This is a genomic window from Zoogloea sp. 1C4, from assembly GCF_009469605.1.
GTDB lineage: Bacteria > Pseudomonadota > Gammaproteobacteria > Burkholderiales > Rhodocyclaceae > Zoogloea > Zoogloea oryzae.
The window spans coordinates 59,373-75,534 of sequence record NZ_SSXU01000016.1; the positions used below are offsets into that span (position 1 = coordinate 59,373).

Annotated in this window: 15 protein-coding genes; 11 read left to right on the forward strand and 4 right to left on the reverse strand. The window is 64.9% G+C overall.

Annotated features, from left to right (window positions below; all coding sequences use genetic code 11):
* Window positions 1-52 precede the first annotated feature (52 nt).
* Entirely contained in the window at window positions 53-799 is a 747-nt protein-coding gene (locus tag GH681_RS17110) for a Nif3-like dinuclear metal center hexameric protein (RefSeq protein ID WP_153162749.1), read from the forward strand.
* A gap of 13 nt (window positions 800-812) precedes the next feature.
* On the opposite strand, the gene GH681_RS17115 is transcribed toward GH681_RS17110, so the two are convergent.
* On the reverse strand, window positions 813-2,495 hold the full coding sequence (locus GH681_RS17115) for a FimV family protein (protein WP_153162750.1): 1,683 nt from the start codon (window positions 2,493-2,495) through the stop codon (window positions 813-815).
* Between the two features lie 354 nt (window positions 2,496-2,849).
* Between GH681_RS17115 and GH681_RS17120 the strand changes: the two genes are divergently transcribed.
* The 7 genes from GH681_RS17120 to GH681_RS17150 all read left to right on the forward strand — a co-directional run bounded on the left by GH681_RS17120 (window position 2,850) and on the right by GH681_RS17150 (window position 10,826).
* The gene (locus tag GH681_RS17120; protein ID WP_153162751.1) at window positions 2,850-3,401 is read left to right on the forward strand and encodes a DUF2889 domain-containing protein; all 552 of its coding nucleotides are present in this window, start codon (window positions 2,850-2,852) and stop codon (window positions 3,399-3,401) included.
* 295 nt (window positions 3,402-3,696) lie between these two features.
* Window positions 3,697-4,857, forward strand: a complete 1,161-nt coding sequence (gene sucC / locus GH681_RS17125) for an ADP-forming succinate--CoA ligase subunit beta (protein ID WP_153162752.1) — start codon at window positions 3,697-3,699, stop codon at window positions 4,855-4,857.
* Window positions 4,858-4,868: 11 nt separating this feature from the next.
* The gene (gene sucD, locus GH681_RS17130; RefSeq protein ID WP_153162753.1) at window positions 4,869-5,762 is read left to right on the forward strand and encodes a succinate--CoA ligase subunit alpha; all 894 of its coding nucleotides are present in this window, start codon (window positions 4,869-4,871) and stop codon (window positions 5,760-5,762) included.
* 201 nt (window positions 5,763-5,963) lie between these two features.
* On the forward strand, window positions 5,964-6,734 hold the full coding sequence (locus GH681_RS17135; RefSeq protein WP_153162754.1) for a protein phosphatase 2C domain-containing protein: 771 nt from the start codon (window positions 5,964-5,966) through the stop codon (window positions 6,732-6,734).
* A gap of 23 nt (window positions 6,735-6,757) precedes the next feature.
* Window positions 6,758-7,453, forward strand: a complete 696-nt coding sequence (locus tag GH681_RS17140; RefSeq protein WP_153162755.1) for an FHA domain-containing protein — start codon at window positions 6,758-6,760, stop codon at window positions 7,451-7,453.
* Window positions 7,454-7,590: 137 nt separating this feature from the next.
* Window positions 7,591-8,361 (forward strand): 3',5'-cyclic-nucleotide phosphodiesterase, encoded by a 771-nt coding sequence (locus tag GH681_RS17145; protein WP_153162756.1) that lies wholly within the window; start codon window positions 7,591-7,593, stop codon window positions 8,359-8,361.
* Window positions 8,362-8,453: 92 nt separating this feature from the next.
* Window positions 8,454-10,826 carry a GspE/PulE family protein gene (locus GH681_RS17150; RefSeq protein WP_153162757.1) on the forward strand — a complete coding sequence of 791 codons (2,373 nt, stop codon included), beginning with the start codon at window positions 8,454-8,456 and terminating at the stop codon, window positions 10,824-10,826.
* Between the two features lie 19 nt (window positions 10,827-10,845).
* On the opposite strand, the gene GH681_RS17155 is transcribed toward GH681_RS17150, so the two are convergent.
* Together GH681_RS17155 and tsaE are read right to left on the reverse strand one after the other, a co-directional pair.
* On the reverse strand, window positions 10,846-12,240 hold the full coding sequence (locus GH681_RS17155; protein ID WP_153162758.1) for an N-acetylmuramoyl-L-alanine amidase: 1,395 nt from the start codon (window positions 12,238-12,240) through the stop codon (window positions 10,846-10,848).
* Complete coding sequence (gene tsaE / locus GH681_RS17160) at window positions 12,180-12,710, reverse strand: tRNA (adenosine(37)-N6)-threonylcarbamoyltransferase complex ATPase subunit type 1 TsaE (RefSeq protein WP_228111954.1); 531 nt, start codon at window positions 12,708-12,710, stop codon at window positions 12,180-12,182. The genes GH681_RS17155 and tsaE overlap by 61 nt, the downstream gene beginning before the upstream one ends.
* Here tsaE and queG point away from each other — a divergent pair.
* From queG to murI, 3 genes are all read left to right on the forward strand, one after another.
* Window positions 12,696-13,793, forward strand: coding sequence for a tRNA epoxyqueuosine(34) reductase QueG (queG, locus tag GH681_RS17165; RefSeq protein ID WP_153162778.1), 1,098 nt, complete (start codon window positions 12,696-12,698; stop codon window positions 13,791-13,793). The genes tsaE and queG overlap by 15 nt on opposite strands.
* Window positions 13,794-13,874: 81 nt before the next feature.
* Window positions 13,875-14,576, forward strand: a complete 702-nt coding sequence (locus tag GH681_RS17170) for a long-chain N-acyl amino acid synthase (RefSeq protein WP_153162760.1) — start codon at window positions 13,875-13,877, stop codon at window positions 14,574-14,576.
* A 58-nt stretch (window positions 14,577-14,634) separates the two neighbouring features.
* Window positions 14,635-15,444, forward strand: a complete 810-nt coding sequence (murI, locus tag GH681_RS17175; protein ID WP_153162761.1) for a glutamate racemase — start codon at window positions 14,635-14,637, stop codon at window positions 15,442-15,444.
* Between the two features lie 54 nt (window positions 15,445-15,498).
* On the opposite strand, the gene GH681_RS17180 is transcribed toward murI, so the two are convergent.
* The gene (locus GH681_RS17180; protein WP_153162762.1) at window positions 15,499-16,050 is read right to left on the reverse strand and encodes a cob(I)yrinic acid a,c-diamide adenosyltransferase; all 552 of its coding nucleotides are present in this window, start codon (window positions 16,048-16,050) and stop codon (window positions 15,499-15,501) included.
* Window positions 16,051-16,162: the final 112 nt, after the last annotated feature.

Sequence of the window (16,162 nt, forward strand, 5' to 3'; positions counted from 1 at the left end):
GCGCCAGCGGGCGCCTTCAAATTGCGGAATGCTTGAAAAAGGAATGACGGCCATGGAACGAGCCGAACTGCAGCGCTATCTCGACACCCTGCTGGATGTCGCACGCTTCAAGGATTATTGCCCAAACGGCCTGCAGGTGGAAGGTCGGGCACAGGTCTCGCGGATCGTCTGCGGGGTGACCGCGAGCCAGGCCCTGCTTGACGCGGCGGTGGCGCGGGGTGCCGATGCGGTGCTGGTCCATCACGGCTATTTCTGGCGCGGCGAGGACGGCTGCATCACCGGGCTGCGCCGGCGGCGGTTGGGTACGCTGATTGCCAACGACATCAACCTGTTCGCCTATCACCTGCCGCTGGATGCCCACCCCGAGCTCGGCAACAACGCCCAGCTCGCCCGGCTGATGGGTTGGCTGCCGGAAGGGCGCTTCGGTGAGCAGGACATCGGCTGGACGGGGCGGCTTGCCGAGGGCGAGTCCCTCGACGCCCTGGCCCGCGGCGCGGCGGCCCGGCTGGGGCGCGAGCCGCTGATGCTGGGCGACCCGGGGCGGCGGATCGAGCGGATCGCGTGGTGCACGGGCGGCGCCCAGGGCTACTTCGAGCAGGCGATCGCCCAGGGGGTGGATTGCTTCGTGTCGGGCGAGGCCTCGGAGCCGACCACCCATCTGGCGCGGGAATCCGGCGTGGCCTACCTGGGCATCGGCCACCACGCCAGCGAGCGCTACGGTGTGAAGGCCCTGGGGGCGCATCTGGCCGCGGCGTTCGGGATCGAGGCGGAGTTTGTGGAGGTGGACAACCCGGTCTGACGGCCGGGGTGGGTTACACGTCGAAGGCGGAGAGGGTCGGCGGCGGGGCGGGCTCCATCGCCTCGAGGGTCGGCTCGACCGGCGGCTTGTAGGGGCCGAGCTCGTCGTCGAGGATGGCGAGCAGCAGCAGGAGCTCCTCGACCACCCTGAGGGGAAAGCCCTGGCGGGTGCCGTTGCGGTTGTCGCGCAGGATCTGGTGGATGTAGATCTGGGCCTCTTGCGTGCCCCACAGGTCCTGCAGGCGCTGGCAGATGTGGGCCATCTGCTCGACGGTGTCCGGGGTGGAGCGGATGTCCTTGAAGTCGTTCCAGCTCACCATCTTGACGTTGAAGGTCTTGTTGAGCTGGCGGGTGAGGACTTCGAATTCGGCCCGCATGCCGGCCACGTAATACACCTCGAGGAGCTTCAGCCACGGCTTGACGGCCTGGCGCGGGTTGTTGCGGATGTAGTCGGCGAGGGTTTCGGCGGCGCCCTGGGTGCGGCCGAAGGACATCATGATCTCGGCGAGCTCCAGCGCCGAATCCTGTTCGTCCACCGTCTGGTCGAAGGGGATCGGATGCGCCGGGGCGAAGGTGGGCTCGGCCCATTCGCCGCCGTGATCGACCACCGGAGGGGGTTCGGAGTGGTCGGCATGGTGGATCTGCGGCTCGTCCCGCTCGGGGGGCAGCGGGGCGTTCTTCTTCTCGATCTGCTGGCTGCGGGTGGAGGGCGGCGCGCTGATGCGGAAATCGGGCTGGGTGGTGGGCTCGCCGGTATCTTCCTCGTAGGCCTCGGCGTTGCGGCGACGGCGCAGCCAGATAAGCGCTCCTCCGCCTGCCAGCACCGCGATCAGGCCGCCCACAGGCGCGCCCCACACGTGAAGCTGTTCGGCGATGTCGGGCGGGAGGCCGCCGGTGGCCGGCTGGGCCGGCGCAGGAGCCGGGGCTGCAGGCGCGGGCGTCGGAGCCGCCACTGCGGCATGGGCCGCAGGCGGGGCGCCGTCGAGCTGGGCGACCTTTTCCTTCAGCATCGCCTGGTATTCCTCCAGGCGCTTGATCTTCTCGTTGACCTCGAGCTGCGCGGCGATCCGGTCGTCGATCTCGGTGAGGGTGCGCTGCTCCTGGCGTAGCTGCTGGCGGGCGCCGTCCGATTCGTCTTCTGAGGGCGGGTTGAGCAGGGCGAGGCTCATGCGCAGCGGCACGAGGCCGGCCTCGGCGCCGCTGCCCAGGATCAGGCGGTCGTGGCGGGGCGGTTCGGTGCGGCGGGCCGCGGCGGCTTCGCGCCGGGATGCCTTGGGCGTCTTCGTTACGGGGGCGGTCGCGTCGGCGGGCTGGCTGCCGCGGGCCGGGCCGGTGCCTTCGGCAGCAGGGGCAACTGCCGCACGCGGCGGGCGGGGCGGTCTGGCCTGGACGGGCGGGCGCGGGGCGATGTCTTCGACCGGCGCGGCAACCGGCAGGTTGGGCGACGTGCCGGCACCGACGCGCAGGACCGGCGGCTGAAGCAAGATCGGGTAGTCGCGGCGGACATCGCCACCGCAATTGACCAGCAGGCCGAGCATCGCGATCGGATGATTCACCGGATCGCGGGTGGTGACGATCAGGCGGTCGCCGGAAAGGCGCACGCGCGCGTCGTAGATCCAGGGGATGTCGTCGTTGCCGGCGTTGTTGCCGACCCGCTTGAAGCAGGTGGCGTCGAATTCCTCACCGGCTGCACGCACCAGACGGACTTCGGCCCGCAGCGGCTCTCCCAGCGCGGACCGGGTGACCAGATCCCCAAGTCCGACCGCTCCTGCTGTTGGAGCACCTAGGGGAATGAGGGTTGCTACGAGCAGGGATAGTGACTTGCGCGCGCTGTTCATCAAAACGTTGGTCGTGGTCCGGCAAGCAGAAGCCTGGTGGGTTGAGCGGTGGTGCGCGCAGAGCAGGCACCTTCGCCAAAGCTACAGTATTCTAAAGAAGTTTGTCGGCCGTAGCGGGCCGTTGTCGGCCTGTCGGGGGGCTCAATTGTGACGTGTGGTACCCCGAACGGCATTTTTTACGAGTTTTTTAGCCTTTTCTGCTTTTTTATTGCCATGCCCCTGCCTGACCCGAAATCGCCGCGTACCCGGGCCCACCATCGACGCATCGATGTCGAGGGATTCGTGCGCGACGACGGCCTGTTCGATCTGGATGCCCGCCTCACCGATCTGAAGGATATTGATTACCCTTTGTCGTCGGGCCTCCGCAAGCGTGGCGACCCCGTCCACGACCTGTTCATCCGCGTGACCATCGACCCCCAGTTCAACATCGTCGATGTGCAAGCGTGCTCCGACTGGGTGCCATACCCCGGCGCCTGCGACACCATCGGCCCCGCCTACCGCCAGCTGATCGGGCTCAATCTGGTGCAGGGTTTCCGGCGCACGGTGGGCGAGATGTTCGCCGACGTCCGCGGCTGCTCCCACCTCACCGAGCTGCTCCTGTCGCTGCCCACCGCCGCCATCCAGACCTTCGCCACCTTCCGTCGCGACAACGACGAGGAGGTCGAAAAGCCCTTTCAGCTCGATCGCTGTCACGCCCTCGAAACCACCACCGACACCGTGCTGCGCTACTACCCCCGCTGGTATCGCGGCGGCGATGCTGGCTAGGGGTCGGGAAAACCGCAGTTGCGCTGCAGCGTGAAATCGGTCGCGCCGCTGGTTTCGTATATAATCAATTGATCCGTAATCCGGGGCGCCTGCGGCAAACGTCGTCTGCCCCCGGGGCTGGATCGCCTTTCGAGTGGCCGGGCCAGCTGGCCTGACGCGCGAGAGGGAAAAGCGGTGTCTGCGTTGGACGAGGGAGAACGGCGCAGGTATCGCGGGGTGCGTCAGCACTCCGAAGAGTCCCATCAACCAAGCGTAAGCGGCCTTTTCAGGCCAAGACTTCGATCGAAGGGCAACCATGAAAATTCATGAATATCAGGGCAAGCAAATCCTGAAGAAGTTCGGCGTCACGGTTCCGCGCGGTATCCACTGCACGACCGTCGACGACGCGGTCAAGGCAGCGGAAACCCTGGGTGGCAAGGTTTGGGTCGTGAAGGCCCAGATCCACGCCGGCGGACGCGGCAAGGGCGGTGGCGTGAAAGTCGCCAAGTCTCTTGACGAAGTGCGTCAGTACGCCAGCCAGATCCTCGGCATGCAGCTCATCACCCACCAGACCGGCCCCGAAGGCCAGAAGGTGCGTAACCTGCTGATCGAGGAAGGTGCCGACATCAAGCACGAGTACTACGTCGCCGCGCTGACCGACCGTGCCACCCAGTCCGTTGCCATGATGGCTTCGTACGAAGGCGGTATGGACATCGAGGAAGTTGCTCACAAGACCCCGGAAAAGATCGTCAAGGTCTTCATCAACCCGCTGGTCGGCCTGACCGACGAGCAGGCGCTCACCCTGGCCAAGGGCATGGGCATGAACGAGGCCTCCATCCCGCAGTGTGTCGACACGCTCAAGAAGCTGTACACCTGCTACATGGAAACCGACGCTTCGCTGGCGGAAATCAACCCGCTGATCCACGAAGGCGACGGCACCGTCAAGGCGCTCGACGCCAAGTTCAACTTCGACTCCAACGCCCTCTATCGCCAGCAGGAAATCGTCGCGATGCGCGACCTGGACGAAGAAGACGCGGACGAAATCGAAGCCTCGAAGTTTGATCTGGCCTACATCTCCCTGGACGGCAACATCGGCTGTCTGGTGAACGGTGCCGGTCTGGCGATGGCTACCATGGACACCATCAAGCTGTTCGGTGCCGAGCCGGCCAACTTCCTCGACGTGGGCGGCGGCGCCACCACCGAGAAGGTGACCGAAGCCTTCAAGATCATGCTCAAGAACCCCAAGGTCAAGGGCATTCTCGTCAACATCTTCGGCGGCATCATGCGCTGCGACACCATCGCCACCGGCGTGGTCACCGCTGCCCGTGAAGTGCACCTGTCGGTTCCGCTGGTCGTCCGCATGAAGGGCACCAACGAAGACATCGGCAAGCAGATCCTGCGTGATTCGGGTCTCCCGATCATCGCTGCCGACACCATGGCCGAAGCGGCCCAGAAGATCGTCGACGCGGTCAAGTAAGGAGATTCCGAATGTCCATTCTGATCAACAAAGACACCAAGGTCATCACCCAGGGCATCACCGGCAAGACCGGTCAGTTCCATACCGAGAAGTGCATCGAGTACGCGAACGGCAAGAACTGCTTCGTCGCCGGCGTGAACCCGAAGAAGGCTGGCGAGAAGATCCTCGACGTGCCCATCTACGGTTCCGTCAAGGAAGCTGCCGCTGAAACCGGTGCCACCGTCTCCGTGATCTACGTGCCGCCCGCTGGCGCCGCTGCCGCCATCTGGGAAGCCGTTGAAGCCGACCTCGACCTGGCCATCTGCATCACCGAAGGCATCCCCGTCCGGGACATGCTGGAAGTGCGCAACAAGATGAAGGCCAAGGAAGCCGCCGGCGGCAAGAAGACCCTGCTGCTGGGTCCGAACTGCCCGGGTCTCATCACCCCCGATGAAATCAAGATCGGCATCATGCCGGGCCACATCCACCGCAAGGGTCGCATCGGCGTGGTTTCCCGCTCCGGCACCCTGACCTACGAAGCTGTTGCCCAGCTGACCGAAATCGGTCTGGGCCAGTCTTCCGCCGTCGGTATCGGTGGTGACCCGATCAACGGTCTGAAGCACATCGACGTGATGCGCATGTTCAACGACGATCCCGACACCGACGCCGTCATCATGATCGGCGAAATCGGCGGTCCGGACGAAGCTGAAGCCGCCATGTGGTGCAAGGCCAACATGAAGAAGCCGATCGTCGGCTTCATCGCCGGTGTGACTGCCCCCGCGGGCAAGCGCATGGGCCATGCTGGCGCACTGATCTCCGGCGGCGCCGACACCGCTGATGCCAAGCTCGCCATCATGGAAGAGTGCGGCTTCAAGGTGACGCGCAACCCGTCCGAGATGGGCAAGCTGCTGAAGGCCATGCTGTAACCCGGCCTGTGCCTTACAAGAACCGCGCCCGAGGCTTCACCGCCCGGGCGCGGTTTTTATTTTGTCCTGCGTTCTCGCGCACCGTGCCGGTGGCGCTAGAATCCGAGCGCCCCTTCATTATTCCGATCACGTAATCGACGCGATGTGCCGGTTTCCTGAACACTTTCTCCTGGCGGGCGTCTTTCCGCCGGCGTCGCCGCGATGAGCGATTCGAGTCCTCAATGGCGGATGGCCCTCGAGTCCCATGTCGGGCAGGTCCGCGCACGCAACGAAGACTACGTCTTCTGTGACGAGCATCGGGGCATTGTCGCCCTGGCCGATGGCATGGGCGGCCATGCGGGCGGCGGTGTTGCGGCGCGGCTCGCGGTCGATGCGTGGGTCGAGCGGATCGCTGCGTGTGGTGACGAACCGGTCGTGGAGCGGGATCTGCTGGTGGCCGTGGCCGATGCCAATCGCGCCGTGTTCTCGGCCGCCTCGGGTGATCCGGCCCTCCGCGGAATGGGCACGACCCTCGTTGCCGGGTGCTTCCGTCGCGACGGGATGCTGGTCGCCTGCAATGTGGGCGATTCCCGGCTCTATCGCCTGCGTGGCGATGTGCTGACCTGCCTCACCCGTGACCACAGCGTGTTGCGGGAGCAGTGGGAGGCGGGCATGATTGAATCCGAGTCAAGCGCCCCGATCGGCTTGAAGGGGCTGCTTACCCGGGCGGTGGGCGTCTCGGCGAATGTGGTTCCGGATGTGACAATTTCCACGCTTTTGCCGGGGGACGTCTATCTTCTTTGCTCGGATGGGCTTACAGAGATGCTTCCCGATGCCGATATTGCCCACGTGCTCGGCGCGCTGGGGGGAAACCCCCAGCTGGCTGCAGCGCATCTGGTTGATCTGGCAAACGATCGGGGCGGGATGGATAATATATCGGCTGTCATTGTGTCGTCGTGCGAGTCAGGACGGCTCGGAGCCGAGCTTGATTAAGCTGGATTGAGATAGGAAGAGTGATGCCCAGGTTGATATTGAGCATGGATGGTCTGGTGCTGAAGGAGATGGTGCTCGAGAAGGAGCGCACCACCATTGGTCGCAAGCCGCACAACGATATCCAGATCGACAATCTGGCGATCAGTGGCGACCACGCTGCGATCGTGACCATCCTGAACGATGCCTTCCTCGAGGACATGAACAGCACGAACGGCACCTACGTGAACGGTCAGCCGGTCAAGAAGCATGTTCTGAAGAACAATGATGTGATCGAACTGGGGAAGTATCGCCTCAAGTATCTGTCCGATGGCGGTGGTTCGCCGTCCGAGCAGGACGAAGCCATGTCCTTCGCCCAGGTTGCGGTCGAAACGGACAGCGGCCTGTCGGGCGCGGAAGCCGCGGCGATCGTCACATCGACGGGTGCTTCGGCCCCGCCGCCGGTGGCCGCCCTCGGCATGATCCAGATCCTCAGCGGCGCCCATGCGGGCCGCACGCTCGAGCTTTCCAAGTCGCTCACCACGCTCGGCAAGCCCGGGCTGCAGGTGGCGGTGATCACCCGGCGGCCCCACGGCTACTTCATCACCCACGTCGAAGGCACGGTGTTTCCTGTGGTCAATGGGCGCTCCCTGGATGCCCAGGCCCATCGTCTGAGCGACCACGACATCATCGAAATCGCGGGCGTGAAGATGGAGTTTTTCTCGCAGGCGACGTCCCAGTAAGCTGCACGAGGGACGAACGTGATTTTTCTGGCGGCCGATGTCCTGACGGAATCGTATTCTGATGCGCTGGCATCCGATTCGTGTCGGTTGCATTTGGCAGACCAACAACCGCACTTGCGGAGTTCCACGAGAATAAGATGAAGGTGCGGGTTCTGGGGTGCAGTGGCGGTATCGGCGGGCGCGATCAGCGCACGACGGCCCTGCTCGTGGACGATGATGTCCTCATCGATGCGGGAACCGGGGTCGGTGATCTCGAGTTCGACGAGTTGCTGCGCATTGACCACGTCTTCGTCACCCATGCGCACCTGGATCACATCGCGATGATCCCGCTGCTGGTCGATACGGTGGGCGAAGCCCGTTCGATGCCGATCGTCGTGCATGGCTCGCCTGAAACCCTCCGCATCCTGCGTTCGCACATCTTCAACTGGTTGATCTGGCCCGATTTCTCGTCGATCCCGGATCGGGGCAACCCGTTCCTGCGATTTCAGGAAATGCACATCGGCGAGAGCGCCAACATCGGCGGCGGCCGCAGGATGACCGCGCTGCCGGCGCTGCACACGGTACCGGCGGTGGCCTATCAGGTGTCCTGCGATACCGGCAGTCTGGTGTTCTCGGGCGACACCACGTATTCCGAGCCGCTGATCGCCGCCATCAACGACATTCCCGATCTGCGCTACCTGCTGGTCGAGACGGCGTTTCCCGACGCCCTCCACGATCTGGCCATTGCCTCGCGGCACTTGTGCCCGAGTCTGCTGGCGCTGTTCCTCGACCGGATCAAGGTTTCGCCGGAGGTGTGGATTACGCACCTCAAGCCGAGTCGGGCCCAGATCACCGTCGACGAGATCGGCAACTATCGCGGGCGTTTTCAGCCAAAGGCGCTCTACAACGGACTCGAGTTCATCATCTAGCCATTCATTCGGGCTAAAGTTGACGCGCCTGTGCGCCGTAGTACCGGCATCCACGCATGGGCGGCAACCTCGATCGGTTCGTGTTTCCAGATATGACGAAATCCACTAGCAGCACACCTGCCCCGCGCGGCATCGCGGGCGACGTCGCAAGCCGGCTGGCCTTTTTCAAGGGCCTGCAGGCGGTGACCAACCGCGTGCACGCAACGGAGAACATCGACGAGATCATCTTCGAGCTGTCGGCCGACATCTGCGCGTTGTTCGCCGCCGACCGGCTGACGATCTACGTGGTCGACGAAAGCCGGACGACCATCTCGTCGCGGGTCAAGACCGGCCTGCACAGCATCCGCACCATCCGCCTGCCCATCGCCGAGAACAGCGTGGCGGGCTACGTGGCCCTCACCGGCCAGATGCTCAACATCCACGACGCCTACGACGAGCGGGAGCTGAAGAAGATCTCCGCGCGGATGGAGTTCCGCCGCGAGGTGGATGAGCGCACCGGCTACCGCTGCCACCAGATGCTCGTGGCGCCCATCGCCAACCCGGACGACGGCGAGGTGCTGGGGGTCATCCAGCTCATCAACAGTCGTAACAGCGAGGTGTTTTCGGCGATTGCCGAGGAGGGCATTCAGGGCCTCGGGCAGACGCTGGCGATCGCCTTTGCCCAGCGCCGCCATTCCCTGATCCAGCCCAAGTCGAAGTACGAGGGACTGGTGAATGACGCCAAGCTCACCGCCGCCGAGCTTGAGGCCGCCACCAGCGCCGCCCGCGAGCGCGGCGTGCTCCTTGAAGAGCTGCTGATTGCCGACTACCACCTCAAGCCGGCGGACATTGGCGGTGCGATCTCGCGCTTCTTCGGCGTGCCCTACGAGCCTTTCCGGCCGGACCGGGTCAAGCCGCTCGATCTGCTGCGCAACCTGAAGCGCGATTACATCCAGCAGGCCCAGTGGGTGCCCCTCGAGGAAAACCCCGAAGGCATGTTGATCCTCGTTACCGACCCCGAGCAGGCCATTGCCTCGCGGATGGTGCAGAACGTCTTCCCCAAGGCCCATCCGGTCTATCTGGTCACCACCCACGTCGAGTTCCTCCAGACCGTCGAGCAATTCTTCGGCGCCTCCAACGATGACTCGTCGGTCACCGAGCTGCTGTCCGATCTCTACGACGACGACGGTGACGGCATCTCGACGGCCGAAGATGTCTCCGCCGCCGCCGACAACGAGCTCGTCAAGCTGGTCAATCGGATCATCATCGACGCCCACCGGCAGGGCGCCTCCGACATCCACATCGAACCGCGCCCCGGCAAGGAGAAGACCCAGATCCGCTTCCGCAAGGACGGCTCGCTGGTGCCCTACATCGAAGTGCCGTCCAGCTACCGCAGCCCGATCGTCACCCGCATCAAGATCATGTGCGATCTCGACATCTCGGAGCGGCGCAAGCCCCAGGATGGCAAGATCAAGTTCCGCCGCTTCGGCCCGCTGGACATCGAGCTGCGGGTTGCCACGGTGCCCACCACCGGCGGCATGGAAGACGTGGTGATGCGTCTGCTCGCCAACAGCGAGCCGCTGCCCCTCGAGCAGCTCGGGCTGCTCGAGAACAACTTCCAGCGCCTCAAGCAGACCATCGCCAAGCCCTACGGCATCTTCTTCGTGTGCGGCCCGACCGGCTCGGGCAAGACAACCACGCTGCACTCCATCCTGGGTTCGATCAACACCCCGGACACCAAGATCTGGACCGCCGAGGATCCGGTCGAAATCACCCAGAAGGGCCTGCGCCAGGTGCAGGTCAACCGCAAGGCCGGGCTGGATTTCCCCACCGTGATGCGCTCCTTCCTGCGGGCTGATCCGGACGTGATCATGGTCGGCGAAATGCGCGACAAGGAAACCGTGTCGATCGGCCTCGAAGCCTCGCTCACCGGCCACCTGGTGTTCAGCACCCTGCACACCAACAGCGCGCCCGAATCCATCGTGCGTCTGCTCGACATGGGGATGGACCCGTTCAACTTTGCCGACGCGCTGCTCGGCGTGCTGGCCCAGCGGCTGGCCAAGCGCCTGTGCAGCAAGTGCAAGAAGGCCTACCACCCGGACGAAGGCGAGATCCGTCACCTCCTCGACGAATACTGCGAGGACCTGCACAACACCCCTATCTTCAAGGAAGACCCGGACAAGGCGCGCGAAGCCGTGCTGAAGGGCTGGCGCGAGCGCTACGGCGACAAGGATGGCCGCTTCACGCTCTACGCGCCGGTGGGGTGCGACAGCTGCACCGGCGGCTATCGCGGCCGGCTCGGCCTGCACGAACTGATGATCGGCACCGACCGGGTGAAGGAACTCATCCAGGAGCGCGCGCGGGTCGCCAACCTGCTGTCGGTGGCGCTGGAAGAGGGGATGCGTACCCTGCGTCAGGACGGCATCGAAAAGGTGATGGCCGGGCTCACCGACCTCAAGCAGGTCCGCAAGGTCTGCATCCGCTGACCCTGCGGACGGCGCGGATTCAGTCGAGCCGCGCCAGCTTGGATTTGGCCATCGGCGGGTTGCGCGCGAAGTAACGCCGCAGGCCGCGCACGATGGCTTCGGCCATGCGCTCCTGGTAGGCCTCGTCGTTCAGGCGGGCTTCTTCTTCCGGATTCGAGATGAAGGCCGTCTCGACCAGGATGGACGGGATGTCCGGCGCCTTCAGCACCGCAAAGCTGGCTTGTTCGACCTCGCCCTTGTGCAGGCGATTGATGTTGCCCAGCTCGCCCAGCACCGCCTTGCCCACCTTCAGGCTGTCGTTGATCGCCGCGGTCTGCGACAGATCGAGGAGGGTGCGCGCCAGGTGGCTGTCCTTCACCCCGATGTTCACCCCGCCGATCAGGTCGGCCGCGTTTTCCTTCTGGGCCAGCAGGCGGGCGGCAGTGCTCGATGCGCCTTTCTCGGACAGTACGAACACCGAGCTGCCCCGCGCCGTCGGGCTGATGAAGGCATCGGCGTGGATTGATACGAACAGGTCGGCCTGCACCCGGCGAGCCTTGGCCACGCGCTGTTGCAGCGGCACGAAGTAATCAGCATCGCGGGTGAGCATCGCCCGCATGTTGGGCTGGGCGTCGATGCGCGCCTTCAGGCGGCGGGCGACGGCCAGGGTGACGTGCTTTTCAAAGCTGCCGGCTGCGCCTACCGCGCCCGGGTCTTCGCCGCCGTGGCCAGGGTCGATGGCGACGGTGATCAGGCGGCTGACGGTGTCGTCGTCGTCCGCGCGGCGAGGCTCTTCGGCCGGCGGCGCCTCACGGCGCGGCGGGGGCTCGGCGGGCTTGCCACGGGGCGCTTCGGCGGTCTTGCGGGGTTTGTCGTCGTTGCGATGGGGCGGCGTGGCGCCACCGGCGGCGGCCTCTTCCGGAGAGATCTTCTCGAGCAGGGCGAGGAGCGGATCGACTGGCTCGGTGGGGTAGAGATCCAGCACCAGCCGGTGGCCGTACTCGCCGACCGGACGCAGGGTGAACACCTGCGGGCTGACCTCGGCCTTGAGCTCGATGACCAGCCGGACCACGCCCGGGCGGTTGCGCCCGGCGCGGATGAGCTGGATGTACGGATCCTGACCGGTGATCTTGGTGGGCAGCGACTGGAGCACTTCGTTCAGCTCGACGCCTTCCAGGTCGACCACCAGGCGTTCCGGGTTGTGCACCGACTGGTGGGTGAACACCAGGGGTTCGCGGCTTTCGAGGGTGATCCGGGTGTAATCCTTGGCGGGCCACACGCGCACGGCCAGCACGGAAGTCTGGGCGGCCTGGCCGCTGCGGCTCACCAGCAGCAGGAGTGCCGCGCTGGTCGAACCGATGAAGCGCCGGCGGCTCAGCAGGCCGACGGGTTCTGCGATGGGCTTGCCGGCGTGGCGACGAATTTTTCGAGACATCTGCGACCCTCCGTGCTCAGCGCGCGCAGCGCAAGCTGGCGCCCGCCGTCTGCTGCAAGCTGCAGTTCGACTTCGAGATCTGCCGCGCAGAGATAGGGGTGGGCGCGGTCAGGCCACTCGACGAGACGGATGCCGTCGCCCTCGAAATACTCGTCCAGGCCGGCTTCAAGAAACTCATCTGCATGGGTGAAGCGATAAAAATCAAAGTGATATACGGTTATTCTAGAATCTTTATAAGGTTCGACCAAGGTATACGTTGGACTTTTGACTTTTCCGGTGAATCCCAGCCCCCGCAGCAGGCCACGGGTGAGGGTTGTCTTGCCCGCGCCCAGGTCGCCACGCAGGTAGATGGTCAGCCGTGAGGGCAGGGCGCCGGCCAGGCGTTCGCCGGCTGCAAGCGTCGCGCTTTCGTCCGGCAGGTGCAGGCTGGGCGACGGGTCGTTATCATGTTCGTGATGAGCGTGGAGCACGACATTCTTCCTGGTGGGCATGGGGATCTGGCAGGTCTCGCGGCACGCATCAAGGCGTGGGGGCGGGAGCTCGGGTTCGACGCGGTGGGTATTTCCGACACCGGGCTGGCCGAAGCGGAAAGCGGCCTCGCGGCCTGGCTGGCCGCCGGCTTTCACGGGCAGATGGATTATATGGAGAAACACGGGACGAAGCGCTCCCGTCCGGCCGAACTGCTGCCGGGCACCTGCCGGGTGATCTCGGCGCGCATGTCCTACCTGCCCGACGCCGCTGCCGCCGAGGCGGTGCTCGACCAGCCGGGCAAGGCCTACATTTCACGCTACGCCCTCGGGCGCGATTACCACAAGGTGCTGCGCGCCCGCCTGCAGCGGCTCGCCGACCGCATCACCGCAGAAGCGCCCAACGCCCATCGGGTGTTCGTGGATTCGGCGCCGGTGATGGAGGTGGCCCTGGCCGGCAAGGCAGGGCTCGGCTGGCGTGGCAAACACAGCCTGCTGCTGTCGCGGGAGGCGGGATCGTTCTTCTTTCTTGGCGAGATCTACATCGACCTGCCGCTTCCGGTGGATGGGTCGGTGGAAGGCCATTGTGGCACCTGCTCGGCGTGCATCTCGGCCTGCCCGACCGGGGCGATCGTCGCGCCCTACAAGGTGGACGCCCGGCGCTGTATTTCGTACCTCACCATCGAACTGCACGGAAGCATCCCGGAGGCGCTCCGCAGTTTGATCGGCAACCGAATCTACGGGTGCGATGACTGTCAGCTGGTTTGCCCCTGGAACCGCTTCGCCCGCCCGACCACCGAGGCCGACTTCGTTCCTCGTCACGGGCTCGACTCGGCGACGCTGGTGGAGCTCTTCGGTTGGGACGAAAAACAGTTCGCCGAGCGCCTGGCCGGCAGTCCGATTTACCGGATCGGCCACGAGCGCTGGTTGCGCAATATTGCGGTTGCGATGGGGAACAGCACCGCAACGCCAGGACTTATCGCCGCGCTCAAGGCGCGACAGGACGATTCTTCGGCGATCGTCAGGGAGCATGTCACATGGGCGCTACTAAGACACGGTGTTCCAGGTGCCTTAGGCACGGTATAGTACGCGGCGATGTTTCGAAAACCCTCTCCCAAACCTGCCGAAGACGCGCGCGCGCCACAGACTCTGGCTGAAGTGACCGCCATGGAGTCGTGGAGGTTCGATCCGCTGTGCATCGCGGAGGATGGACCGACTGTCAATGCCGCCAGCGAGCGGCAGGACAAGTTCCGCATCAAGATGCTGATGCGGGACGGCGAACGGCGCCGGGAGACGGACCTGCTGATCCAGAAGCGCTACGCCTGGCGCGGCTATGGTCAGGTGGGCGTGGCGGACGAACCCAACCAGCTCACCATGAACGCCGAGCTCTTCGGCCGCGTTTACGCCACGGTGACGGTGAACGTCGATTCCCCCGCCGGTCTCGCCCTCGATGCCACCTACGGCGCCGAAGCCGCCCGCCTGCGCTCCCAGGGCGCCAAGCTGTGCGAGTTCGGGCGTTTTGCGATCGACCCGTCGGCGCGTTCCAAGCGCCTCATCATTTCGCTGGTGCACCTGCTCTATATCTACGCCCACCGCGTGAAGGGCTGCACCGACATCCTCATCGAGATCAATCCGCGTCACCGGGCCTTCTACGAGCGCTTGCTCGAGTTTGAGCAGATTGGTGCCGAACGCACCTGCGAACGCGTCAATGCGCCCGCCATCCTGATGCACATCTCCTGCGCCAAGATCGAGCGGCGCCTGAACGAGATCGGCGGCAAATGGCGTGAACTGCCGGACGAAAAGTCCGCCTACAAGTTCGCCCTCAGCGCCGAGGAAGAAGAAGAGCTGGTCGCCCGTCTCGGCTACTAGCCCCGCGCTGCTGCGCCGAGTGGCGTAGAATCCGGCTTCCCCGTTTTCCCTTCCGATCATGTCTGATATTGGCAAGCTGCCGATCGGGGTCTTCGACTCCGGCGTAGGCGGTCTCACCGTCGTGCGCGCGCTGATGGAGCGCCTTCCGCTCGAGAACATCGTCTATTTCGGCGATACCGCCCGGGTGCCCTACGGCGTCAAGTCGGTGGCGACCATCGAGCACTTCACCGGCCAGATCACCGATTACCTCCTCGACCAGGGCGTGAAGATGCTCATCATCGCCTGCAACACCATGGCGGCGGTGGCGGCCCATGTGGTCAAGGAGAAGGCCGGCAGCATCCCGGTGCTGGACGTGATCGAGGCTGGCGCCCGGGCCGCGGTGGCCGAATCCACCTCCCGTGCCATCGGCGTGATCGGCACCCCCACCACCATCAACAGCAACGCCTATGCCCGCCGGATGCACGCCCTTGATCCGAACGTGAGGGTGTATTCCCAGGCCTGCCCGCTGTTCGTGCCGCTGGTCGAGGAAGGCTGGCTGGAGCACGAGGTGACCCGCCTCACCGCCCAGGAATACCTGCGCCCGGTGCTGGTGGAAAACGTCGATACGCTGGTGCTCGGCTGCACCCACTACCCGCTCATCAAGCCGCTGCTGCAGGATGTGGTCGGCCCCAATGTGCGGCTGGTGGATTCGGCGATCACCGTCGCCGAGCAGGCCGCCCAGAAGCTTGCCGAACTTGGCATCTCCAACGACGGCGAATCCCTCTCCACCTACCGCTACACCGTCACGGACATCCCGCTGCGCTTCCAGACCATCGGCGAGCGCTTCCTCGGGCGATCGCTCGGTCAGGTCGACAAGGTCGACTGGTAAACAAAAAACGGCTGCCCCGATCGGCAGCCGTTTTTGTTTGCAGCGGAGCGCCGATCAGGCGTTCTTGCGCTTCTGCCACAGCACGTCGCCGCGGCCGCCGGCGCGGTTGAGCACGCGGCCGAGCACGAAGAGCAGGTCCGACAGGCGGTTGAGGTACTGGCGCGGCGCGTCATTCACCGCCTCTTCCTGGCCGAGCGCAACAATCATCCGCTCCGCGCGCCGGCAGATGGTGCGCGCCTGGTGGGACAGCGCCGCGGCACGGGTGCCGCCGGGCAGGATGAAGTCCTTCAGCGGTTCCAGGTCGTCGTTGAAGCGATCCAGCTCGTCTTCCAGGTACTGGACCTGCTTGGCGGTGATCATCTCCATGCCCGGGATGCACACCTCGCCGCCCAGATCGAACAGGTCGTGCTGCACGTTGGTGAGCAGGCCGCGCACGTCATCGGGCAGCTCCTCGCACAGCAGGATGCCGATGGCGGCGTTCACTTCATCCACCTCGCCCAGGGTGTGGATGCGCAGGCTGTTCTTGGAAACCCGGTTGCCGTTGCCCAGGCCGGTGGTGCCGGCGTCGCCGGTTCGGGTGTAGATCTTGGAAAGTCGGTGGCCCATTGCTGTCTCCCTCGTTCAAGGTGTTTGTCTGTTATTGAACGGCGGATTATAGCCATCAGGGGCCGGCAGGGTTGGATGCTACAATTTCAGGCTTTGAAACTTGCGTTCCCCC